The organism is Amycolatopsis pretoriensis (assembly GCF_900107925.1).
GTDB lineage: Bacteria > Actinomycetota > Actinomycetes > Mycobacteriales > Pseudonocardiaceae > Amycolatopsis > Amycolatopsis pretoriensis.
Window position 1 is genome coordinate 984,012 of record NZ_FNUJ01000003.1, and the last position, 20,399, is coordinate 1,004,410.

The 20,399-nt window shown below is 71.3% G+C and carries 19 protein-coding genes and 1 tRNA gene; 7 read left to right on the forward strand and 13 right to left on the reverse strand.

Annotated elements, in window-relative coordinates:
• Positions 1-107 precede the first annotated feature (107 nt).
• Complete coding sequence (locus BLV96_RS17120) at positions 108-1,166, forward strand: NAD-dependent epimerase/dehydratase family protein (RefSeq protein ID WP_167379624.1); 1,059 nt, start codon at positions 108-110, stop codon at positions 1,164-1,166.
• Here BLV96_RS17120 and BLV96_RS17125 read toward each other — a convergent pair.
• The 3 genes from BLV96_RS17125 to BLV96_RS17135 are packed head-to-tail and all read right to left on the reverse strand — an operon-like array spanning position 1,163 to position 4,333.
• Positions 1,163-2,212, reverse strand: a complete 1,050-nt coding sequence (locus BLV96_RS17125; protein ID WP_086678712.1) for a sensor histidine kinase — start codon at positions 2,210-2,212, stop codon at positions 1,163-1,165. The genes BLV96_RS17120 and BLV96_RS17125 overlap by 4 nt on opposite strands.
• On the reverse strand, positions 2,209-2,910 hold the full coding sequence (locus BLV96_RS17130; RefSeq protein ID WP_086678711.1) for a response regulator transcription factor: 702 nt from the start codon (positions 2,908-2,910) through the stop codon (positions 2,209-2,211). Before BLV96_RS17130 ends, BLV96_RS17125 begins: the two co-directional genes overlap by 4 nt.
• Before the next feature lie 10 nt (positions 2,911-2,920).
• Complete coding sequence (locus tag BLV96_RS17135; RefSeq protein ID WP_091389240.1) at positions 2,921-4,333, reverse strand: hypothetical protein; 1,413 nt, start codon at positions 4,331-4,333, stop codon at positions 2,921-2,923.
• Between the two features lie 159 nt (positions 4,334-4,492).
• Here BLV96_RS17135 and BLV96_RS17140 point away from each other — a divergent pair, with 159 nt between their 5' ends.
• Genes BLV96_RS17140 through BLV96_RS50705 form a run of 5 tightly spaced genes read left to right on the forward strand, consistent with a single transcriptional unit; the run spans position 4,493 to position 8,235 of the window.
• On the forward strand, positions 4,493-5,137 hold the full coding sequence (locus BLV96_RS17140) for a glycosyltransferase family 2 protein (RefSeq protein WP_086678750.1): 645 nt from the start codon (positions 4,493-4,495) through the stop codon (positions 5,135-5,137).
• A complete protein-coding gene (locus BLV96_RS17145) occupies positions 5,134-5,817 on the forward strand; it encodes a TIGR04282 family arsenosugar biosynthesis glycosyltransferase (protein ID WP_086678749.1) in 684 nt (227 codons plus the stop codon). The genes BLV96_RS17140 and BLV96_RS17145 overlap by 4 nt, the downstream gene beginning before the upstream one ends.
• Positions 5,814-6,443, forward strand: a complete 630-nt coding sequence (locus BLV96_RS17150; protein ID WP_086678748.1) for a class I SAM-dependent methyltransferase — start codon at positions 5,814-5,816, stop codon at positions 6,441-6,443. The genes BLV96_RS17145 and BLV96_RS17150 overlap by 4 nt, the downstream gene beginning before the upstream one ends.
• Positions 6,440-7,558, forward strand: a complete 1,119-nt coding sequence (locus BLV96_RS17155; protein ID WP_086678747.1) for a molybdopterin-dependent oxidoreductase — start codon at positions 6,440-6,442, stop codon at positions 7,556-7,558. The genes BLV96_RS17150 and BLV96_RS17155 overlap by 4 nt, the downstream gene beginning before the upstream one ends.
• Complete coding sequence (locus BLV96_RS50705) at positions 7,555-8,235, forward strand: hypothetical protein (RefSeq protein WP_244180265.1); 681 nt, start codon at positions 7,555-7,557, stop codon at positions 8,233-8,235. The genes BLV96_RS17155 and BLV96_RS50705 overlap by 4 nt, the downstream gene beginning before the upstream one ends.
• A gap of 150 nt (positions 8,236-8,385) precedes the next feature.
• On the opposite strand, the gene BLV96_RS17165 is transcribed toward BLV96_RS50705, so the two are convergent.
• The 9 genes from BLV96_RS17165 to BLV96_RS17205 all read right to left on the reverse strand — a co-directional run bounded on the left by BLV96_RS17165 (position 8,386) and on the right by BLV96_RS17205 (position 17,907).
• On the reverse strand, positions 8,386-9,819 hold the full coding sequence (locus BLV96_RS17165) for a S1C family serine protease (protein WP_091389243.1): 1,434 nt from the start codon (positions 9,817-9,819) through the stop codon (positions 8,386-8,388).
• 74 nt (positions 9,820-9,893) lie between these two features.
• Positions 9,894-10,976: a galactose-1-phosphate uridylyltransferase gene (gene galT / locus BLV96_RS17170; RefSeq protein WP_086680174.1), complete on the reverse strand. Its 1,083-nt coding sequence runs from the start codon at positions 10,974-10,976 to the stop codon at positions 9,894-9,896.
• A complete protein-coding gene (locus BLV96_RS17175; RefSeq protein WP_086680176.1) occupies positions 10,973-11,773 on the reverse strand; it encodes a DeoR/GlpR family DNA-binding transcription regulator in 801 nt (266 codons plus the stop codon). Before BLV96_RS17175 ends, galT begins: the two co-directional genes overlap by 4 nt.
• 95 nt (positions 11,774-11,868) lie before the next feature.
• Positions 11,869-12,282, reverse strand: a complete 414-nt coding sequence (locus tag BLV96_RS17180) for a hypothetical protein (protein WP_086680178.1) — start codon at positions 12,280-12,282, stop codon at positions 11,869-11,871.
• A gap of 45 nt (positions 12,283-12,327) precedes the next feature.
• Positions 12,328-13,746, reverse strand: a complete 1,419-nt coding sequence (locus BLV96_RS17185; RefSeq protein ID WP_244180266.1) for a sensor histidine kinase — start codon at positions 13,744-13,746, stop codon at positions 12,328-12,330.
• The gene (locus BLV96_RS17190; protein ID WP_086680180.1) at positions 13,743-14,435 is read right to left on the reverse strand and encodes a response regulator transcription factor; all 693 of its coding nucleotides are present in this window, start codon (positions 14,433-14,435) and stop codon (positions 13,743-13,745) included. The genes BLV96_RS17185 and BLV96_RS17190 overlap by 4 nt, the downstream gene beginning before the upstream one ends.
• Positions 14,436-14,502: 67 nt before the next feature.
• Positions 14,503-15,111 carry a trimeric intracellular cation channel family protein gene (locus BLV96_RS17195; protein ID WP_086680182.1) on the reverse strand — a complete coding sequence of 203 codons (609 nt, stop codon included), beginning with the start codon at positions 15,109-15,111 and terminating at the stop codon, positions 14,503-14,505.
• A complete protein-coding gene (locus tag BLV96_RS17200; RefSeq protein ID WP_003087851.1) occupies positions 15,112-15,765 on the reverse strand; it encodes a response regulator in 654 nt (217 codons plus the stop codon).
• Between the two features lie 207 nt (positions 15,766-15,972).
• The gene (locus BLV96_RS17205; protein WP_086680184.1) at positions 15,973-17,907 is read right to left on the reverse strand and encodes a hypothetical protein; all 1,935 of its coding nucleotides are present in this window, start codon (positions 17,905-17,907) and stop codon (positions 15,973-15,975) included.
• 331 nt (positions 17,908-18,238) lie between these two features.
• On the opposite strand from BLV96_RS17205, the gene BLV96_RS17210 reads away from it, so the two are divergent.
• On the forward strand, positions 18,239-20,083 hold the full coding sequence (locus tag BLV96_RS17210) for a tyrosine-type recombinase/integrase (protein ID WP_158104205.1): 1,845 nt from the start codon (positions 18,239-18,241) through the stop codon (positions 20,081-20,083).
• 70 nt (positions 20,084-20,153) lie between these two features.
• On the opposite strand, the gene BLV96_RS17215 is transcribed toward BLV96_RS17210, so the two are convergent.
• Positions 20,154-20,226, reverse strand: a tRNA-Arg gene (locus BLV96_RS17215).
• Between the last annotated feature and the right edge of the window lie 173 nt (positions 20,227-20,399).

Genomic DNA, 20,399 nt, shown 5'->3' on the forward strand with positions numbered 1-20,399 from the left:
GGTTTCGCGCTTCCGCCGCCGGGAGGTGCCAGGTGAGTTCTGACGATTCCGTGACGTGCCGTCCCGGGCCCCGGCGAGTCCGGGAGAACACCCCTAGCGTGGCCGGTGTGCGCGTATTGGTCACCGGCGGAGCCGGGTTCATCGGGTCCCACATCGCCGATCTGCTCGCCGACGGAGGTGACGAGGTCGTCGTGCTCGACAACCTCCTCCCGACGGCCCACGGTTCCCGCACCCCGCCGTCGTACACCGGCCGGCACCGGTTCCTGCGCGGCGACGTCACCGACGCCGAGATCGTCGCCGAGCTGCTGGACGGCGTGGACGCGGTCTGCCACCAGGCGGCGGTGGTCGGGCACGGCGTCGACCCGTCCGATGCACCCTCGTACGCCCTGCACAACGACTACGGCACGGCGGTCCTGCTGGCCGGCATGCACGCGGCCGGGGTGCGGAAGCTGGTGCTGGCGTCGTCGATGGTCGTCTACGGCGAAGGCCGGTACGCGTGCCCGGACCACGGCGTCGTCCCGCCGTCGCCGCGTCGCGCGTCCGATGTGGACGCCGGCCGCTTCGAGCCGCGGTGCCCGGTGTGCGAGGCCGAGCTGAGCTGGCGGCTGGTGCCCGAAGACGCGCCGCTGAACCCGCGCAGCACGTACGCGGCGACGAAGCTGGCACAGGAGCACCTGGCCGGAGCGTGGGCACGTCAGACCGGCGGCAGCGTGTGGGCGATGCGCTACCACAACGTCTACGGCCCGCGGATGCCGCAGAACACCCCGTACGCGGGGGTGGCGTCGTTGTTCCGTTCGGCCCTGCTGCGCGGCGAAGCACCGCGGGTGCTGGAGGACGGCCGCCAGCAACGCGACTTCGTGCACGTCCACGACGTCGCCAGGGCGAACGTCCTGGCTCTCCGGACAGCCGGTCCGGAAGGCGACCTCACGCCGCTCAACGTCTGCTCCGGAACCCCGCACACGGTCGGCGAGCTGGCCGCGGAACTGTCGCGCGCCTGCGCCGGCCCGGCACCCGTCGTGGCGGGTGGCGCCCGCCCGGCCGACGTCCGCCACGTCGTAGCCGACCCGGCCCGCGCCCGCGAACTCCTGGGCTTCAAGGCCGAGATCGGCTTCGAGGAGGGCATCACCGCCTTCGCGACGGCGGAGCTCCGAGAGCCGGTCTCTTAAGACATCGCCAACGGCAGCCGGACCTCGAACCGGCACCCGGGCCCGTGGTTGTGGACGCCGATCTTCCCGCGGTGCGCCTCGACCAGGCCCTTGGTGATGGCCAGGCCGAGCCCGCCACCACTGGTCGTCCCGCCACGCTCGGGCGTCCGGGCCTGCGTCCCGCGGAAGGCGACGTCGAACACGCGGGTGATCTCGTCGTCCGGGATACCGCCGCAGGAGTCGTCGACGGCGAGGAGGGCCTCGTCGCCGTCGACGCCGATCTGCACCGCGACCGTCCCGTCCGGCGGGGTGTGGCGGATCGCGTTGGACACCAGGTTCCGCACGATCCGGGCCAGTTCCGGGTCGCTCCCGGTCACGACCGGCCAGGTCGACGCGTTGGCGAGCACCCGAACCCGCTTCCGCTCGGCGACCGGCGACTGGGCCGCGACGGCGTCGCTGACGACGTCCCGCAGCGGCACCGCGGACATCGTGAGCTCGAGCGCGCCGGCGGTGATCCGCGAAAGCTCGAACAGGTCGCCCACCATCGCGGACAGCCGGGTCGTCTCGCCGCTGATCCGCTGGGCGTAGTCGGCGACCTCGTCGCGTTCGGACACCACGCCGTCGGCCAGTGCCTCGGCCATCGCCTGGATGCCGGCCAGCGGGCTGCGCAGGTCGTGGCTGATCCAGGCGACCAGCTCGCGCCGCGACGCCTCGGCCGCGCGCTCGCGGTCGCGCGCCTCGCGCTCCCACACGCTGCGGCGCGCGATCGCCCGGCCGAGGATGATCGCCGCCGGCACGGTGACCACGGCGACGAGCAGGCAAACCAGCAGCATCGTGGTCAGCGCCGGGGTGAACATGAACCCGCTGACGCCCAGGACGCCGACCAGCGTGGACAGCACCGGGATCAGCACCAGCACCGTGAGCGTCGTGGCCAGCGAACCGCGGCGCAGGAGGTAGAGCACAGCCCCGCCGAGCGCGGCGATCGGCAAGGAGAAGAGCAACGCCAGCGGCAGGATGTGCCAGAGGTGCGCCACCGTCTCCGCGAAGGACTCTCCGGGTTCGATCACGGTTGCTCCCGGTCGTAGCGGTAGCCGACGCCCCACACCGTCGCCACCCTCGTCGGCTTGGCCGGGTCGCGTTCGATCTTCTCGCGCAACCGTCGCACGTGGACGGTCACGGTGGACTGGTCGCCGAAGTCCCAGCCCCACACCTTCTCGAGCAGGTCCGCGCGCGAGTAGGCGACGCCGGGGTGGGCGAGGAAGAACGCCAGCAGGTCGAACTCCCGGCTCGTCAACGGCAGTTCGCGGCCGGCGAGCGTCGCGGTGCGCGCGGTCATCTGCAGGCGCAGGTCGCCGTCCGCCAGCTCGGCGGCGGCCGGTTCCGGGCGGGGCATCCGCGCGCGGCGCAGCACGGACGCGACGCGGAGGGCGAGTTCCTTGGGGCTGAAGGGTTTCGTGACGTAGTCGTCGGCGCCGAGCTGGAGCCCGGCGATCCGGTTCTCCTCCTCGCCGAGGGCGGTGAGCATGACGATCGGCACCTGGCTGACCTGGCGCAGCCGCTTGCACACCTCGAGGCCGTTGATGCCGGGCATCATGACGTCGAGGACGACCAGGTCGGGTTCGTGGGCCGCGAACTTGGCCAGCCCATCGGCGCCGTCGCCCGCCTGGTCGACGGTGAACCCGGCGACCTCGAGGTAGCGGCGCACGACGTCGCGGACCGTCTCGTCGTCGTCGACCACGAGCACGCGCCCGGCCTGATCGTTCATCACGTCTCCCTCACCAGCCGGTCAGCAGCAGGTGGTTGACCGCCAGGGCCGTCGCCGCCTGGGCGGCGAGCCACCACCGGCGCCCGGGCCGCGGCAGCAGGGCCGTCAGCGGCAGCAACCACACCCCGAACGGTAGCCAGATCCGTTCGGTCTCGGCCTTCGACAGGCCCGAGACGTCGGCGAACACGATGGTGAGCAGGGCGGCGAGGCCCAGGAGCAGCACCGGATCGGCGAGCAGCCCGCGCGGCCCCGTGGCGAAGCCGCGCCGGACGGCGGCCACCACCGCGGGACCGAGCGCGACGGTCACCGCGGCCAGGTCCGCCCACACCCAGTACGAATAGGGCCGGACCAGCGCGACGCCCTGGTAGTAGCGCTCGACGACCAGGTGGTAGCCGTCGAGCCACCAGAAACCGGCCCAGGCGAAGGCGCCGACGACGACGAGGGCACCGATGACGGCCAGCGCGGCGGCCCGCCACTGCCGGCCCAGGATCGCCACGGCCACCGCGAGCAGGCCGAGCAGCACCAGGCCGTACGAGAGGAAGATCCCGAACCCGAGCAGCACACCGGCCGCCAGCCCCGCCGGCACGGCGTACCGGCGGCCGAGGCCGAAACCCTTGGCGGACAACGCGAGCAGCGCCAGCCCGGTGGCGGTCGTCCCGGCGAACAGGCCGTCCGCCGAGACGCCGATCCACACCGCGCCGGGCGTCAGGACGGCGAAGGGCAGCACCGCGCGAGCCGCGTCCGGCCGGCCGAGCAGGGCGACGGTCGCGGGCACGGCCACCGCGACCAAGGCGCCGACGAGCACGACGGCCGTCGCGGCCCACGCGCCGCCGTGGAGACCGAGCCGGTCGAGCCAGACGAAGACGAGCGTCGCGCCCGGCGGGTGCCCGGACACGTGGGTCGTCCACGAGTCCGGCTGGAAGTCGAGGATGCGGGAGGAGAACTCACGCAGCATCCGCGGGATGTCGGTGATGCCGGGCACCTCGTGGAGGTACTCCTGCGGGATGGTGAGGCGGCCGGCGAACCCGCGCGCCCAGCCGTCGACCATGGCCAGCGAGAAGATCCAAGCGAGCGAGGCCAGGTAGCCGGCGGCGAGCGCCCCGCGCCACGGGAGGCGGGCGGCCAGCGTGGGGCCGTGCACCACGACCAGGGCGGCGATGAGGACGGCGAACACCGAGCCGGGGCCGACGTGCGGGAGCCAGTCGGCGAACAACGGCGGGGACGACACGAAGATCACGACGCCGGAGTGCGGCCGGTTGTAGTAGGTGCCGACCGCGGCGGCCGCGGCCACGAGCACCACGGCCGCCGCGACGGCGAGGAGATCGGCCCGGTGGGCGCGGCGCCCGGGTCGATCAGGTGCCGGGGGTTCGGGTTCGCGGGCAGGCGGCTCGGCGAGCCGGGCTGCCGGGTTCGGCTCGCTCATCGCTGTCCACCGTAAGACCTCGAGCGGTTTTCCGCGGGCCCGGCGGGGCAGCCGTAACGACCCGGTAAGAAGTCGTCACACGTCATGATTCAGTAAGCAGCGCAAGGGTTTTCTCCAGTCCACCGCGGACTTACGGTCGGCGCCGTGACTGACTCAGGAGTGGACGTGGTCCTCCCTTGCCTCGACGAAGCGGGCGCCCTCCCCGACGTACTGGCCGGGCTGCCACCGGGCTACCGCGCGATCGTGGTCGACAACGGCTCGGCCGACGGCTCGCCCGAAGTGGCGGCCTCGCTCGGCGCGAAGGTCGTCCACGAGCCGCGCCGCGGTTACGGCGCGGCCGTGCACACGGGCCTGGAGGCCGCCACCGCGGACATCGTGTGCTTCGCCGACGCCGACGGGTCCCTGGACCTGCGTGACCTGCCGCGGCTGGTGACCGCGGTCGAGGGCGGCGCCGACCTGGCCGTCGGACGGCGGGTGCCGACCGGACCCGGCGTGTGGCCGTGGCACGCGCGCGCCGGGAACGTCGTGCTGGCGCGACTGCTGCGTGGGCGCGGGTTGCCGGTGCGGGACATCGCGCCGCTGCGAGCCGCGGACCGGCGGGCGCTGCTCGGCCTCGACGTCACGGACCGCGCGTTCGGCTACCCGCTCGAGCTGCTGATCAAGGCCCAGCGCGCGGGGTGGCGGGTGCGCGAGTTCGACGTCCGCTACGGCGAACGCGCCAAGGGCACGAAGTCGAAGGTGTCCGGGTCGGTGCGTGGCACGCTGCGCGCGGTCCGCGACTTCGGGCGGGTGCTGGCGCGATGACGGCGAGGTTCGTGCTGCTGGTCGTGGCCAAAGCGCCGGTACCAGGGCTCGCCAAAACCCGGCTGACCCCGCCGGCGACCCCGGCGCAGGCCGCGCGGATCGCGGCGGCCGCGTTGCTGGACACGCTCGACGCCGTGTGCGCGGTCCCCGGCGCCGCGCCGGTCGTCGCGATGACCGGTGACCTCGGCGCCGCCGCGCTGGCCCCCGAGATCGGAGCGGCACTGCGCCACGTCACGACGATCCCCCAGCGCGGCTGGGACTTCGGAGCACGCCTGGCGCACGCCCACGCGGACGCCGCCGCGGTGCACGCGGGCCTGCCGATCCTCCAGATCGGCATGGACACCCCGCAGGTCACGCCGGAGTCCCTCGCCGAGGCGGCCGCGCCGGTCGTGGCCGGCGGGCACGACTCGGTGCTCGGCCCGGCCGCCGACGGTGGCTGGTGGGCGCTGGGCCTCGCGGAGCCGCGGCACGCGCAGGTCCTCGCGGGCGTCCCGATGTCCCGCGACGACACGGGCGAACGCACGGTGCGCGCGCTCAAGGCGTGCGGACTGCGACCGTGGCGGGCCGCGGAACTGTCCGATGTGGACACCATGGCGGACGCTCGCGCGGTCGCGGCGCTGTGCCCGGACGGCCGGTTCGCCCGGGCCGTCGCGGCGGTGCGCGGACAGGCGGTCGCATGAAGACGGCCCTGCTCGGCAACGAATTCGACCGCGGTCTGCTCGGTCACCACTGCTGGCTCGAACTGGCGAACGGCGAGCGGGTGGAGCTGCCGGTCGAGCGCTGGACCGCGCCGTCCGACGGCGACGAGGTGCTGCTCGACGCCTGCACCGGCCCGACCCTCGACATCGGGTGCGGTCCCGGCCGGCTCACCGCGGCGCTGGCCGGCCGCGGAGTGGTCGCGCTGGGCGTGGACAGCTCACGCACGGCCGTCCGACTGACACGTCGTCGCGGCGGAAGTGCGTTGCACCGCAACGTCTTCGACCACGTACCCGGCGAAGGACGGTGGCGGCACGCCCTGCTCGCCGACGGCAACATCGGCATCGGCGGCGACCCCGTCGTCCTGCTGCGCCGCACGGCGCAACTGATCGCCACCGACGGCGACATCCTCGTCGAGCTGGAGCCGCCCGGACGCGGGCTGCGGCACGAGCGCGTCCGGCTGCGGCCCGGGCACGCCGACGTCGCCTGGTTCACCTGGGCGTGGGTCGGCGTGGACGCGATCGCCGAAGTCGCCGCGCGCGCCGGGTTGCGCGTCGACTGGACCACCCGGCACGGCCACCGCTGGTTCGCGCGATTGGAGCGGTCGTGAAGCTGCCGATCCCCAGTGAAGAACACTTCAAAGCACCGGCGCACGACGAGCGCGTGACGTCGAAGATCGGGCTGGCGCTCGCGGTCACGTTCACGACCTGTTTCGTGACCGGCCTGATCAGCCACTTGATCCAGCACCCGCCGACGTGGTTCTTCTGGCCCAGTCGCCCGGTCGGCCTCTACCGCGTCACGCAGGGGTTGCACGTGATTTCGGGCATCGCGTCGATCCCGCTGCTGCTGGCGAAGCTGTGGAGCGTCTACCCGAAGCTGTTCGGCCGGCCACTGGTCCGTTCGCTGCCGCACGCGCTGGAGCGCCTGTCGATCCTGGTGCTCTCGGGAGCGGCGTTCTTCGAGCTGACGACGGGATTGCTGAACGTCGCGCAGAACTACCCGTGGGGCTTCTACTTCCCGCAGGTGCACTACGCGGTGGCGTGGCTGGCGATCGGGTCGATCCTGGTGCACGTGGCGGTGAAGCTGCCGATCATCCGCCGTGCGCTGACCCGCGGCACACCCGAGAACGAGCCACCGGCAGCCGGGCTGTCCCGACGCGGGTTCCTCCGCACGACCGGGCTCGCGACAGGCGTCGCGGTCGTCGCCACAGCCGGCGCGACGGTCCCGTTCCTGCGCGGCGTTTCCGGCCTCGCCTGGAAGACGAGCAAGGGAACGCAAGGCCTCCCGGTGAACCGCACGGCCGCGGCCGCAGGCATCACGTGGTCGGCATCGTGGCGGCTCTCAGTGATGACTCCCAGCGGCACGACGAAGTTCTCCCTCGACGAGCTGCGCGCACTTCCGCAGACGACGGCGGAGCTGCCGATCGCGTGCGTGGAGGGCTGGAGCCAGTCGGCAACCTGGCGCGGAGTTTCCCTGCCGGCGCTGCTGAAAAAGGTTGGCGTGGCACCAGGAACGTCGGTACGAGTGTCCTCTTCGGAGCGTGCCGGACTGTACGGCGTGAGTGTCCTGCCCGGCGAGCACACGGCGGACGACCTGACGCTGCTCGCGCTGGAGCTGAACGGCGAGGTGCTGGACCTCGACCACGGCTTCCCGTGCCGCATCATCGCCCCGAACCGTCCGGGCGTGCTGCAGACGAAGTGGGTAACGAAGCTGGAGGCGCTGTGAAGACCGCTCGCGTGCTGCTCGCTCTGCCAGGCCTCGCGGCGCTGGCGTGGGGTGTGGTGCTGTTCGTCGAGTACGCGTTTCCGTTGCGGCCGGACGTGTTCGGCACGGTGGGCTGGATCGTCGGCGGGCCGGTGATCAACGACGGAGTCATCGCCCCCCTGACGGCGGTCCTCGGCATCCTCCTGGCGAGGGTGGTCCCGCGACCGTGGCGGGTCCCGGTTGTGGCGGGCACGGTCATCACGGGAGTGCTGCTGATCGTGGCGTTCCCGCTGCTCTGGCGCCCGTACGGAACACCGCCGATGCCCGGCCTCCACGACGGCAACCCGGCCCTGGGCCTGACGCTGACCTTGGCCGCGGTCTGGCTTCTGGTCGCGCTGGCGCCGCTCGCCCGCCGTGTGGTCCGCTCAGGCTCGCGAGAGGTCTCTCCGGACACCCGAGCCAACCCGCCAAGTCCACAACGCACGCCAGCCGCCAAGCCCGGCGGCACCGGCACCACCCCGCCCGGCAAGCCCACCGAGCCCGACACAGCCACCAAACCGCCCCTCACCGGCACCACTCACCCAACTGAGCTTCCCGGCCCGCCTGGCGCACCCGTCGAATCGGCCAGGACCGGCACCACCCGGCCCGGCACCCCTGCCGAGCCACCCGGCCCGCGCCCAACCCCTCCCACCACCTGACCCCACCCACCCACAAATGCGGCCACGCGCGACCGGCATGGAAACTGCCTGGGTCGCGCGTGGCCTAGTGGGTCCGGCCCCGAACGGAAACGGGGGTCGAGCCGATGTTTGGTCTCGGCCGCACCGAGGCGGCCGAGCGTCTGGATGGGATCAGTTGGCCGGGACGGGCTGGCCGCCCAGCGTCACCTCGACCGTGCGGCCGTCGGAAAGCGTGAACGTCGCCTTCTCGTCCGGGGCTCGGGTGCGGATCGCCGCGACCAGCGTGTCCGACGTGTCGATGTTGCGGTCGTCGATCTTCGTCACGATGTCGCCGGACTTCAGGCCCGCCTTCTCCGCCGGGCTGCCGGCGGTGATGGCACCGAGCTTCGCGCCGCCCTGCGGGGCGTCCGTGACCTGGGCGCCGATGTAGGTCTGCACCGCCTGGCCGGTCTTGATGATCGTGTCCGCGGTGCGGCGGGCCTGGTCGATCGGGATGGCGAACCCGATGCCGACGTTGCCGCTCTCGGAGCCGCCCTGGCCCTGGCCGCCGGAGGCCGACTGCGGGCTGTAGATGGCCGAGTTGATGCCGATGACCTGGCCGGACATGTTCGCCAGCGGACCACCCGAGTTGCCCGGGTTGATCGCCGCGTCGGTCTGGACGGCGTCCATCACCGTCTCCTGACCGCCCTGGCCACCGCCCGCGCGCACCGGCCGGTGCAGCGAGCTGACGATGCCCGAGGTGACCGTGCCGGCCAGCTCGAACGGCGAGCCGATGGCGACCACCGACTGGCCGACGCGCAGGTCGTCGGACCGGCCGATCTCGACCGGCGTCAGGTTGTTGACGCCGTCGACCTTGACGACCGCGATGTCGGTCGTCGGGTCGCGGCCGACGACCTTGGCGGCGGCCTTCTTGCCGTCCTGGAACACGGCCTGGATCTGGCCGCCGTTCGCGGCGACCTCGACGACGTGGTTGTTGGTCAGGATGTAACCGTCGGTGCTGATGACGAACCCGGAGCCCTCGCCGGCCCCCTGCTGCCCGCTCACCTGCAGCTCGACGACGCTCGGCGACAGCTTCTGCGCGACCGACTCGACCGAGCCGGCGGGCGCGTTGCCGGTCTGCTGGGCCGGCTTCGGCGCGTCGAGGGCGTTGCCGGCCGGACCGCCGGACGTGCCCCCGGTGAGGTACCCGACCGCCCCGCCCGCGATGCCGCCGACCAGCAGCGCGACCAGCGCGACGCCGGCCATCAGCTTGCCGCCGGACCGCTTCGGCTGCGCGGGCGGCGCCGGCGGCGTGCCGTAGGCGGCCGTGCCGGGCTGCGCGTAGGGGTTCGGGTTCGGGTAGACGCTCTGCTGGGTCTGACCCGTCGCGGCACCCTGCGCGGACCAGGGGTTCGCGTTCTGCGGCGTCCCGTAGGACGGATCGGCCCCGGTCACCGCGTGGTAGGACGGCTCCGGCGCCGAGTACTGCGGCGTGCCGCCGGACTCGGGCGTGGCGGCCTGGTCACCGTACGGGCTCCCCGCCCAACCGCCCTGAGCCGCCTGCTGGCCGGTCTCCGGGTGCCGCGGCGCCGCGGGGTCGTGCGCGCTGGGGTCGTTCTCGGTCATGTCCTCACCTTGCGCGATGGTCCTGAGAGGTTCCTGAGCCGAACCTGTGCATCGGAGATGAGTATGGCCGGGGATCAGCCCGCCGCGCGGAGCTTTTCCGCGATCTGTTCCGGCGTCGCGTCGTTGACCCACACCGCCATGCCCGATTCGGACCCCGCCAGGTACTTCAGCTTGTCCTTGGCGCGCAACACGGAGAACAGTTCCAGGTGGAGCCAGCCGAGCTCGCGGTCGCGGCGCACCGGCGCCTGGTGCCACGCCGCGATGTACGGCAGCGGCCGGTCGTACAGCGCGTCGCAGCGGCGGAGAACGTCCAGGTAGACGTCGGCGAAGTCGTCGCGCTCGGCGTCGGTCAGCGCGGGGATGTCCGCGACCTGCCGGTGCGGTACCACGTGCACCTCGATCGGCCAGCGGGCCGCCGGCGGCACGTACGCCGTCCAGTGTTCGCCGGACGCCACCACGCGCGCGCCGGACTTCCGCTCGGCGGCCAGCACGTCGCCGAGCACCGGACGGCCGTGTTCGGCCTGGTAGGCGCGGGCGACGTCGAGCATCCGCTCGGTCTTGGGCGTGACGAACGGGTAGCCGTAGATCTGCCCGTGCGGGTGCGACAGCGTGACGCCGATCTCCTCACCGCGGTTCTCGAACGGGAAGACCTGTTCCACACCGGGCACTTCGGACAGCGCGGCGGTGCGGTCGGCCCACGCGTCGACGACGGCGCGCACCTGCTTCGGGCTCAGCCGCGAGAAAGCGCCCTCGTGGTCGCTGGTGAAGCAGACGACCTCGCAGCGGCCACGTCCGGGCCGCACCGGCACCAGCCCGAACCCGTCCACAGTGGACGGCTCGCCGATGACGTCCTCGGCGAAGGACGGGAAGCGGTTCTCGAAGACGACGACGTCGTAGTCGCTTTCGGGGATCTCGCTCGGTTTGCCGGGCTTGCTCGGACACAACGGACAGAGGTCGGCCGGCGGCTTGTAGGTCCGCGTCTGCCGGTGCGCGGCCATCGCGACCCACTCACCGGTCAGCGGGTCCAGCCGGATTTCCGACGCGGCCGCGACCGGCGGCAGGTCGCGGGTGTCCTCGGCGACGCGCTCGGGCGCGCCGGGCTGGTCGAAGTAGATGATCTCCCGGCCGTCGGCCAGGTGTCGTACGGTGCGCTTCACGCTTCTTGGGCCTCGTCCGTCTCCGCCGTCTCGGCGATCATGAGTTCCCCCGCTCGTTCGGCGAGTAATTCCTTGGCCTCGTCGGGAATCCCGTCATCGGTCACGACGACGTCGGCCTCGTCCAGGTCGGCGATCGTGGAGATCCCGACGGTGCCCCACTTCGTGTGGTCGGCGAGCACGACCAGCTTGCGCCCGGCCTCGACCAGCGCGCGGTCGGTCTCGCTCTCGGTCAGGTTCGGCGTGGTGAACCCCGGCCCGTCCGCCATCCCGTGCACGCCGAGGAAGACGACGTCGAGGTGCAGCGACCGCAGGCTGTGCACGGCGACCGGGCCGACCAGCGCGTCCGACGGCGTCCGCACCCCGCCGGTGAGCACGACGGTGCGGTCCGGCTGCGTCGACCCGCGCAGCACGTCGGCGACCTGGATCGAGTTGGTCACGATGGTGAGCCCGGGGATGGCGTCGAGCGCGCGGGCGAGCGTCCAGGTGGTGGTGCCGGCCGAGATGCCGATCGCGGTGCCGGGCCGCACGAGCGTCGCGGCGAGTTCGGCGATCGCTTCCTTCTGCGCGCGCTGGCGCACGGACTTCGCCTCGAAGCCGGGTTCGTCGGTGCTCTTGCCGACGATCGAGGTGGCGCCGCCGTAGACCTTTTCGACGAGGCCGCGTCCGGCGAGGACGTCGAGGTCGCGGCGCACCGTCATGTCGGACACGCCCAGCCTGGTCACGAGGTCACTGACCCGGACCGCGCCGGTCCGCCGTGCCTCTTCCAGGATCACCGCCTGTCGCTGACGCGCCAGCACCGTTCAACTCCGTCCCCGTCGTCAACCACACAAAATCCTACACGATTCAACACGCGATTCGCAGGATCAGCGCGGGTGAACTTCGAATGACCAGGTCACCGCACGATCGGCCAAACCACGCCCCACGCGAACAACACCACCACGGGCGATCCGAGCGCAACCCGCCACGCGTTCGGAAGTCCGTCCGCGGTGACGAGCGCCGCGTACGCGTAACAGGCGGCGGCCGCGGCGGCGAACACCGGGAACGTCCCGACATCGACCGTCGTGACCACCGCCAAGAGGGTGATCGGCCCGGCGAGCGCGACGGGCCAGGCCGGACGGACCCGGCCCAGCGCCATGAGCGCGTACGCGAGCAGCGCCGCACCGAGCACTATGAGCGGCGCGACGAAAAGCCCGACGAGCATGCACCCCGCGCCGACGCAGAGATCGTCCGCCGGGAACGCGTTCACGGCCAGCGCCGCGAGCAGCGCGCTCGCCGCCGCGACCAGGCACCGGCGGACGAGCAGCATGCGCCGATCCTGGCCGATGCCGCCCGCGCACGTCCCGGAAACGGCTCAGCCGGGCGCCCCCGGCAGCCGGATCGTCATCAACGCGCCGCCTTCCGGTGCCTGCGACGCGTACACCGCCCCGCCGTGCCGCTCGGCCGCGTGCTTCACGATCGCCAGGCCGAGCCCGGAGCCGGGCAACGTCCGCGCCTCCGACGAGCGGTAGAAGCGGTCGAACACCTTCGGCAGGTCCTCTTCGGCGATGCCCGGGCCGGCGTCGGCCACCTCGACCACGGCGGTGCCGTCGCCGAGCGGGTAGAGCCGGACCCAGACCGTCGATTCCGGCGGCGAGAACTTCACCGCGTTGTCCAGCAGGTTCAGCACCGCGCGCTCGATCGAGCTGTTGTCGCCGGTGAGCACCCACGGCTGCAGCGAGACGTCGAAGTTGATCTCCCCCGCCCGCCGCCGTGCCCGGTCCAGCGCGCGCTCGACGACGTCCAGAAGCTCGACGCGTTCGAAGCGCTCGCGCGGCTCGTCCTGGCGCGCGAGCTCGACGAGGTCGCCGATGAGCTGCGTCAGCTCGTCGAGCTGGCCGCTGATGTCCGCGACGATGTCGACGCGGTCCTCGTCCGGCAGTGGCGGCGCCCCCGGCTTGCTCGCGGCGAGCAGCAGCTCGAGGTTGGTGCGCAGCGATGTCAACGGCGTCCGCAGCTCGTGGCCGGCGTCCGCGACCAGCTGGCGCTGGCGTTCCTGCGAGTCCGCGACCGTGCCGAGCATCGTGTTGAAGCTGGTGGTGAGGCGCGCCAGCTCGTCGTCGCCGCTGACCGGGATGGGCCGCAGGTCACCGGTCTTGGCGACGCGCTCGGCGGCCGACGTCAGCCGGTCGACCGGGCGCAGGCCGGCCCGCGCGACGGCGGTGCCCGCCGCGGCGGCGACCAGGATGCCGGCGCCGCCGATCAGGAACAGGACCAGCGCGAGCTCGTTCAGCGTCCGCTTGGTCGGACCCATCGACTGGGCCAGCACGATCGCCTCGCCGTGCCCGGACGGCAGCGCGACCACCCGGCTGTCGGTGCGGAAGTCCGTCCGCATCGACTCCGGCGAGTCGCCGTTCGCGACGGCCAGCTCGCGCTGGTCGAACGGCGGCGCCGAGCTCGACAGCGGGTAGGTCATCACGGCGTGCTGGACGTCGGGCGCGGCGTTGAGCTGCCCGATCTGCAGGTCGGCGCTGGCCAGGAACGCTCCCGGCACCTGCCGCAGCTCGGTCTGCACCTGCGGCGACGCGACGGCCGCCTGCGCGCGCGCCATCAAGCCGTCGTCCAGCTGCTGGTAGAGGTTGCTGCGCACGACCATGTACGCGCCGATCGACACCAGCGCGACGGCGCCGGCGACGCAGGCGGCGGCGAGCAGCGTCACCCGGCCGCGCAGCGAGAACCGGCGCGTCCCCCAGCGCGTGCCGCGGGGATCACCGGGCTCGCCGGCGTCGATCACGGCGGGGTTTCCCTCAGGACGTACCCCACCCCCCGCACCGTGTGGATCAGCCTCGGCTCCCCCTCGGCCTCCGTCTTGCGGCGCAAGTAGCCGACGTAGACCTCCAGGGCGTTGCCCGACGTCGGGAAGTCGTAACCCCATACTTCCTCCAGGATCCGGCCCCGCGTGAGGACGTGCTTCGGGTAGGAGAGGAACAGTTCCAGCAGTGCGAATTCGGTCCGGGTCAGGCTGATCTCGCGGCCGCCGCGGCGGACCTCGCGCGTGCCCGGGTCGAGGGTCAGGTCCGCGAAGGACAGGATCTCCGACGCCTGGCCGTTCTGGCCTTCCGGGACGGCGCGGCGCAGCAGTGCCCGCAACCGGGCGAGCAGCTCCTCCAGCGCGAACGGCTTCGGCAGGTAGTCGTCGGCGCCGGCGTCGAGCCCGGACACCCGGTCGGAGACGGTGTCGCGCGCGGTGAGCACGAGGATCGGCAGGTCGTCACCGGTGCTGCGCAGGCGGCGGGCCACCTCGAGGCCGTCGAGCCGGGGCATCATGACGTCGAGGACCATCGCGTCCGGCCGGTCGGCGATGATCGCCTCCAGGGCCTGCGCACCGTCGCTGGCCAGCTGGACCTGGTAGCCGTTGAACTCCAGGGACCGCCGAAGCGACTCACGGACGGCGCGGTCGTCGTCCACCACAAGGATGCGCATGGCGTCAGTCTTACTCAGCGTGCTGAGACTCGCCTAAGAACACACACAGAACTAACAAAGAGAATCCTCACTCCGGTGCCCGCGCGACGGGGGCGTTCCAGTGCCGCCAGAGCGCGATCATCCTGATGGCGACCACGCCCGCGGCCGCGACCACGGTGACCGGCCCCTGCGGCAGTCGCAAAGCGTGACCGGCGGCGACGAGCACCGAGCCGGCCAGCGCGGCCACGGCGTAGATCTCTTTCCGCAGGACGAGGGGGATTTCCCGGAGCAGCAGATCGCGCACGGCCCCGCCGCCGATGCCGGTCGTCATCCCGATCAGGCACGCGGCGTAGACGGTCGCGCCGGCGTTCAGGGCGATGGTCGTCCCGGCGGTGGCGAAGACGCCGAGCCCGAGGGCGTCGGCGAGCAGCACACCCCGCCGAAGCCGCGCGACCTGCGGGTGGAAGGCGAAGACGACCAGGGCGGTCGCGGCGCAGACGGCGAGGTAGGGCCAGTTCCGCAGCGTCGTGGGCGGGTGGATGCCGAGCAGGACGTCCCGGATGACCCCGCCGCCGAGCGCGGTGGTGAGCCCGACGACCACGACGCCGAAGACGTCGAGCCGAGCCCGCACGGCGGCGAGCGCCCCGGACGCCGCGAAGGCGACGAGCCCGAGGAACTCCAGCGCCGTGAGCAGCATCTACTGGTCGAGCAGGCCCCCGCGATAGGCCAGCAGAGCGGCCTGCACGCGGTTGGCGGCGCCGATCTTCGAGAGCACGGCGGAGACGTACCCCTTGACGGTGGCTTCGGAGAGGTGCAGGCGTCCGCCGATCTCGGCGTTGGAGAGGCCCTGCCCGATCAGCGCGACGACCTCGCGTTCGCGTTCGGACAGTGAGGCGAGCAGCTTCCGGGCCGGCTGAGCAGCGCGTTGTTCGTCCCGGTGGGACTGAACCATCCGCGCGGCCACACCCGGGTCGAGGACAGCGCCGCCTCTTGCCAGGTCCCTGACGGCTCGCAGGAGGGCAGCCGGATCGATGTCCTTCAGTAGGAAGCCGTTGGCACCGAGCCTGAGGGCGAGGCTGACGTACTCGTCGATGTCGAAAGTGGTCAGCATGGCAACGGTGGGCGGATCGGGGAGGGCGAGGATGGCCCGCAGCGCCCGGATGCCGTCGTCAGGAGCCCGCATCTTGATGTCGAGCAGGGCGACGTCGGGGTGGTACCGCCGGGCAACTTCCACTGCGGATCTGCCGTCGGAGGCCTCGCCCACGATCTCGATGTCCTGAGCCCCGGACATCATCGCGCGCAACCCCGAGCGCACCAGTTCCTCGTCGTCGGCGAACATGAGCTTGATCAACGAAGCCCTCCGCAACAGCCAGTAGGAGGCGGCTCCCCGCGTCCCGTTAACGAAGGTTACCTACTGTTGTTCAGCAGTTCGAAACCAGACACGACCAGGTGACCGACTGGTCCGTCCAGGTCAGGTGCGGTGGACCGTCCGGCTGGGTGTATCCCGACTGTCGGGCGCGGGTAAGAACCACTCACCTGGGTGACGACGAGAGTCGGATCAGCCGCGAACCTGCTCGAACACTTCGGCCAGCTCCGCGAGTCCCACCTCGTCCGGGTGGCCCGACGCGGAAATCGCTTCCGCGAGGTGCACACGTTCGGCGGCGGGCAACTCGGCCAACGTCGCAGCCGTCGCTTCCGGCCCGGCCGTTTCCAGCAGGCCGAGGAACTGCTCGGTGATGCCGAGCAGACTTTCACCCGCGTCCAAGTCTTCGAGAGCCAGTTCTCCGCGCTCGACCAGCAGCTGCGTGGCGATCGGCCCCAAGGCCGGGTCGGCGCGTAGACCGTCGAGCACCGCACGACCGTCGGGAAGGGAATCGACGAGGATCCCGAGCATGACGGACGCGCGCGTGCGGAACGGGCACCGGCGGACGGCGTCCACCAGCAGCGGCAGGCCCACGTCCCGGCCACCGTGCGCGGCCAGCCAGCCACCGATCTCCGCCGCGGCCGCCTCTTCATCGAAATGCTCCGAGACGACACCCAGCACGGCCGCCGGAGCCGCGTCCGCGAGCTCACCGACGACCGGCGCGAACCGGCCCTCTCGCAGCAGCCGTTCCCGGACCGCCCAGGTCGCCAGCGGGGTGAGGGCAACCAGGTCGACAGACGGCGCTTCGAGAGCGCGCCGCAAGCGGTCTAGGACATCCGGTGGGAGCTCGGGGTTCTCCGGCACCAGGTCCATGGTGTACATCGGGTCGGCCGGGCCCGTGGTCAGCTCGACCGCACCGAATCCGGCCAGCTTGCCGAGCAACTGCCGGAACTCGCCGGCGAACCCGTCCCGCCACATCGGCTCGGTCGCCGGGTCGAGATCGACGTAAGCACTTTCCAGGCAGGCCAGCCAGGAACTTTCGGCGAGCCGCACCACGGGTATCGGCTCCGGCATCCCGTACACCGTGTTGAGCACGTCCGGCAGCACGAGGTCAAGGCAGTTGTCGAGCAACACGGCGTAGCCGGGGCTCTCCTTGACCAGCAGACCCCGCTCAGGCAGCGTCTCGAACGCCGCCGCCCACAGGGCGAGAGCGTTCTTCACTAGCGGCGCGGCTTTCGCCACCCGAACCAGTTTGCCCTTGACCACCCGCACGACCCGCGCGCGCATCGCGATTTCGAACAGGATGCGAAGGTTCGGCAGGTCGGCGCTGCTGCGAGCGCGCTGGACCTCGCCGCCGAGTTCCCATTCGAGCCGGTCACCGGTATCCAGTAGCGACACGAGCTCGCGGCCGTCGGCGAGTTTGAGGGTGCCCGTACCGGTCAAGGCTCGGCCGTCACCCACCCATTCGACGAATTTCCGCAGCTTGACCACGAGCGAGGAGCGCTCCGCGGCGTCGACGAGCTCCGCCTCCGCCGGCAACGACACCGGCAGCTGCGGAAGCGCCCGTCCACCCTGCTCACCGAGGTGCCTGGCGGCGAGGTCAGCGAGAAGTTCGGCGTCGTACGAGTACTTCCCTGCGCGGACCTCGGCGAGGAAGGCGTTCATGGCATCGGAGTCCGCCGGATCGACCCCGTGCCGGATGGCGGTCATCACCCAGTACTTGCCGACCCCGAAGTCGCGCTCGTCAGCCATGGCGGCCGGAAACTCGGACGCCGCCTTCGCAACGGCGTCCTCGAGGTCGGTAAGCGGGTCGCCCATGGGGTCAGCCAGCTCGGTCTCGTGCAGGTACCGAAGGAACAGCAGCAACGTCCCGGGCACGAGCACGGCGTCATCAGCGGTGGCCGACAACGTGCGCGGAACGTAAGAGAGGAGGAAGTCCCGGACCAGCGCGGCGGTCCAGTAGGCGAGCCGCCCATCGATCGAGGTGTGCCGGAACTCGAGCGCCGAGATGACGGCGTACGGGTCGATCTCGCGCCCCTGTGCGGCCGCCCAGGTGGTCAGGCGGCGGACCAGGAGGTCCTGCGCAGCCTCGTAGCCCTCGTAGTCGTCCTCGTCGTAGTAGGTCCGCACCCCGGCTCCCGTCCCGTCGGTTGCCGGAGACGGTAGCGACGGAAGCGGGTTCGACCTCGTCGGGGTCGCCTGCAGCTCGACGGTTCGGGTGCAGCTTCGCGCTCAGCAGCGCCGATGGGTTTCCGGGCCCTGCCATCGTCGTACTGCCCGTTCGGGTAGGCTGAGCGGCGAGTACGGGCCCTCGTAGCTCAGGGGATAGAGCACCGCTCTCCTAATGTAAGCGTCGCAGCCTCGAACTTCGGCCGTCGACGCAGGTCAGCGAGGTACGTCGGAGACCCCTGACCCCGCCATGACCCGAAACATGACCCGAAATTTTCAATATCATCGGGGCATGAGCACGGCACAGACGACGACGGTATCGACCCGGGGGAAGCGCACTCGCGGTGGTCGGGGCGCCCGACGTAACCGGTCGCGCGGGTCCATCGACCGCCTGTCCAGCGGATCGCTGCGAGTGCGCGTCGACGCCGGAGTGGACCCGATCACCGGCAAGCGACACCGACCAACCGTCATCGTCCCGCCGGGCCCCGACGACGAGCACCAGGCCGAAGTCGCCCTCACTCGCCTGCTCAACGAAGTCGACGAACAACGGCACCCGAAAACCAAAGTCGACATCGCCCACCTGGTGCTCAAGTATCAGGACGAGCGCGACGCTGCGCGCACCACCGTTGAAAAAGACGGCAGCCTAATCAACCGTCACGTGATTCCCTACATCGGCACCAAAAGCGCCACCAAGGACGCGAGGAAAACGATCCGCGCACTCTATAGGGATTGCCAACGGTGCCGACACCACTGCACGAACACGAATTGGATCGAGCACCGGACGCCTCGCAAACACGAGTGCGATGCCCGGTGCCGGAAACACCAGTGCAAGGGTCTCGCCAACAACACGGTCCGCAAGATTCACGCCATACTGTCCGGCGCGTACACCATGGCAATGGCGGAATGGGAATGGTGGTCGGTCAACCCGATCGACGGACTTGCGCCGCCGTCGTTCGAGAAAACCGACCCGGTCCCGCCGAGCACCACCGAAGCCGCAGCAATCGTGAACGAGGCGTTCCGCCGGGAACTCGCCTGGGGCGTGCTCATCTTCGTCGGCATGATCTCCGGCGCCCGTCGAGGAGAGGTCGTGGCGCTGCGCCGTCGCCACCACGATCCGGTCAAGAAGGTCCTGTACCTGCGGGAGGCCATCGCCCAGCTCGACGAAACCAACGAGCTCCTCGAGAAAGGCATCAAGAACGAGATCGCCCGCCACATCGTCCTGGACGACGCCTCGAACCAGCTGCTTATCGACTACTGGGCTGCCCTCGACGCCGCAGCGTCCGAGGCCGGACACAACCTGGACGACGACGCGTTCTTCTTCTCGCTAATGCCGGACCACAGCACGCCACTGCGGCCGCGTTCGATCACTCAGCGCTACCGCCGGATGACCCGGGCCATGGGTCTCGACACCCAGCTCAAGTGCCTGCGGCACTTCAACGCCACGGAACTGATCGCCGCCGGCGTGGACATCCGGACCGTGGCCGGACGGCTCGGCCACAGCGGCGGCGGCAGCACGACCCTACGCTTCTACGCCGCCTGGGCCTCCGAGGCCCACCAGCGCGCAGCCGGCGACCTGGCCGCCCGACTCCCCGAACACCCCGCGTTGCTCGACCAGATCCAGCGCGCCAAGTCCGCGCCGGAGGCACCCTTCGAACGCGTCGCTGCGCGTATCCGCAGCCGCATCCTCGCGGGTGAGCTGGCGGACGGCTCGATCGCCCCCTCGATCAAGGAGATCGCCGCCACCTACGAGGTCGCCGTCGGCACTGCCCACCGCGCTGCGGACCTCCTCCGGCAGTGGGGCATGCTTTCCGCAGGTGGAAGGGGCAAACGACCGCTGATCCTGCTCCCCGACCCACAACCGCCCACGGCCGAGCAGGCCGAGGACGATCAGCCTTTAGCCACAGCTCCGCTCGAACCAGTGCCACGTCCCCTCGACCTTGAACTGCTGCACCTCGGCAGGACGGTCAAGGCGTTCACCGCCGAAGCGGACCCCGCAGATGCCAGGCAGCTCGCCCGGCTCTTGCGAAGCTCGGTCAGGCGGCACACCGCCGGAGCCGACGCCGACATCGGCGACTTCGAGCTGATCGTCCGCAACTCAGGCGAGCCAGCTGTCGTCACGGTGTTCGCAAGCCTTTGACGTGCGCTCAATCATGAAGCCACCGATCAGCTTCGGAAGGCCGGGTCCTCGGCATTTTGCCTGGTCAGAGTGCCCCCGGCAGGAATCGAACCTGCGACACCGGCTTTAGGAGAGCCGTGCTCTATCCCCTGAGCTACGAGGGCTAACTCCGAAATCCTAGCATTCGCAGATCGATCCGAGTCAGCATGTTCGATCACGTGCGCGACGAAACGCTCGTCCCGATCGATCGGTGCAGCCTGAACGTCGAACCCCGACACTGCCTCCGTCGCGTCAGTCTCGAACGAGCACCACATGTAACCGCGGCGACCTACCCGAC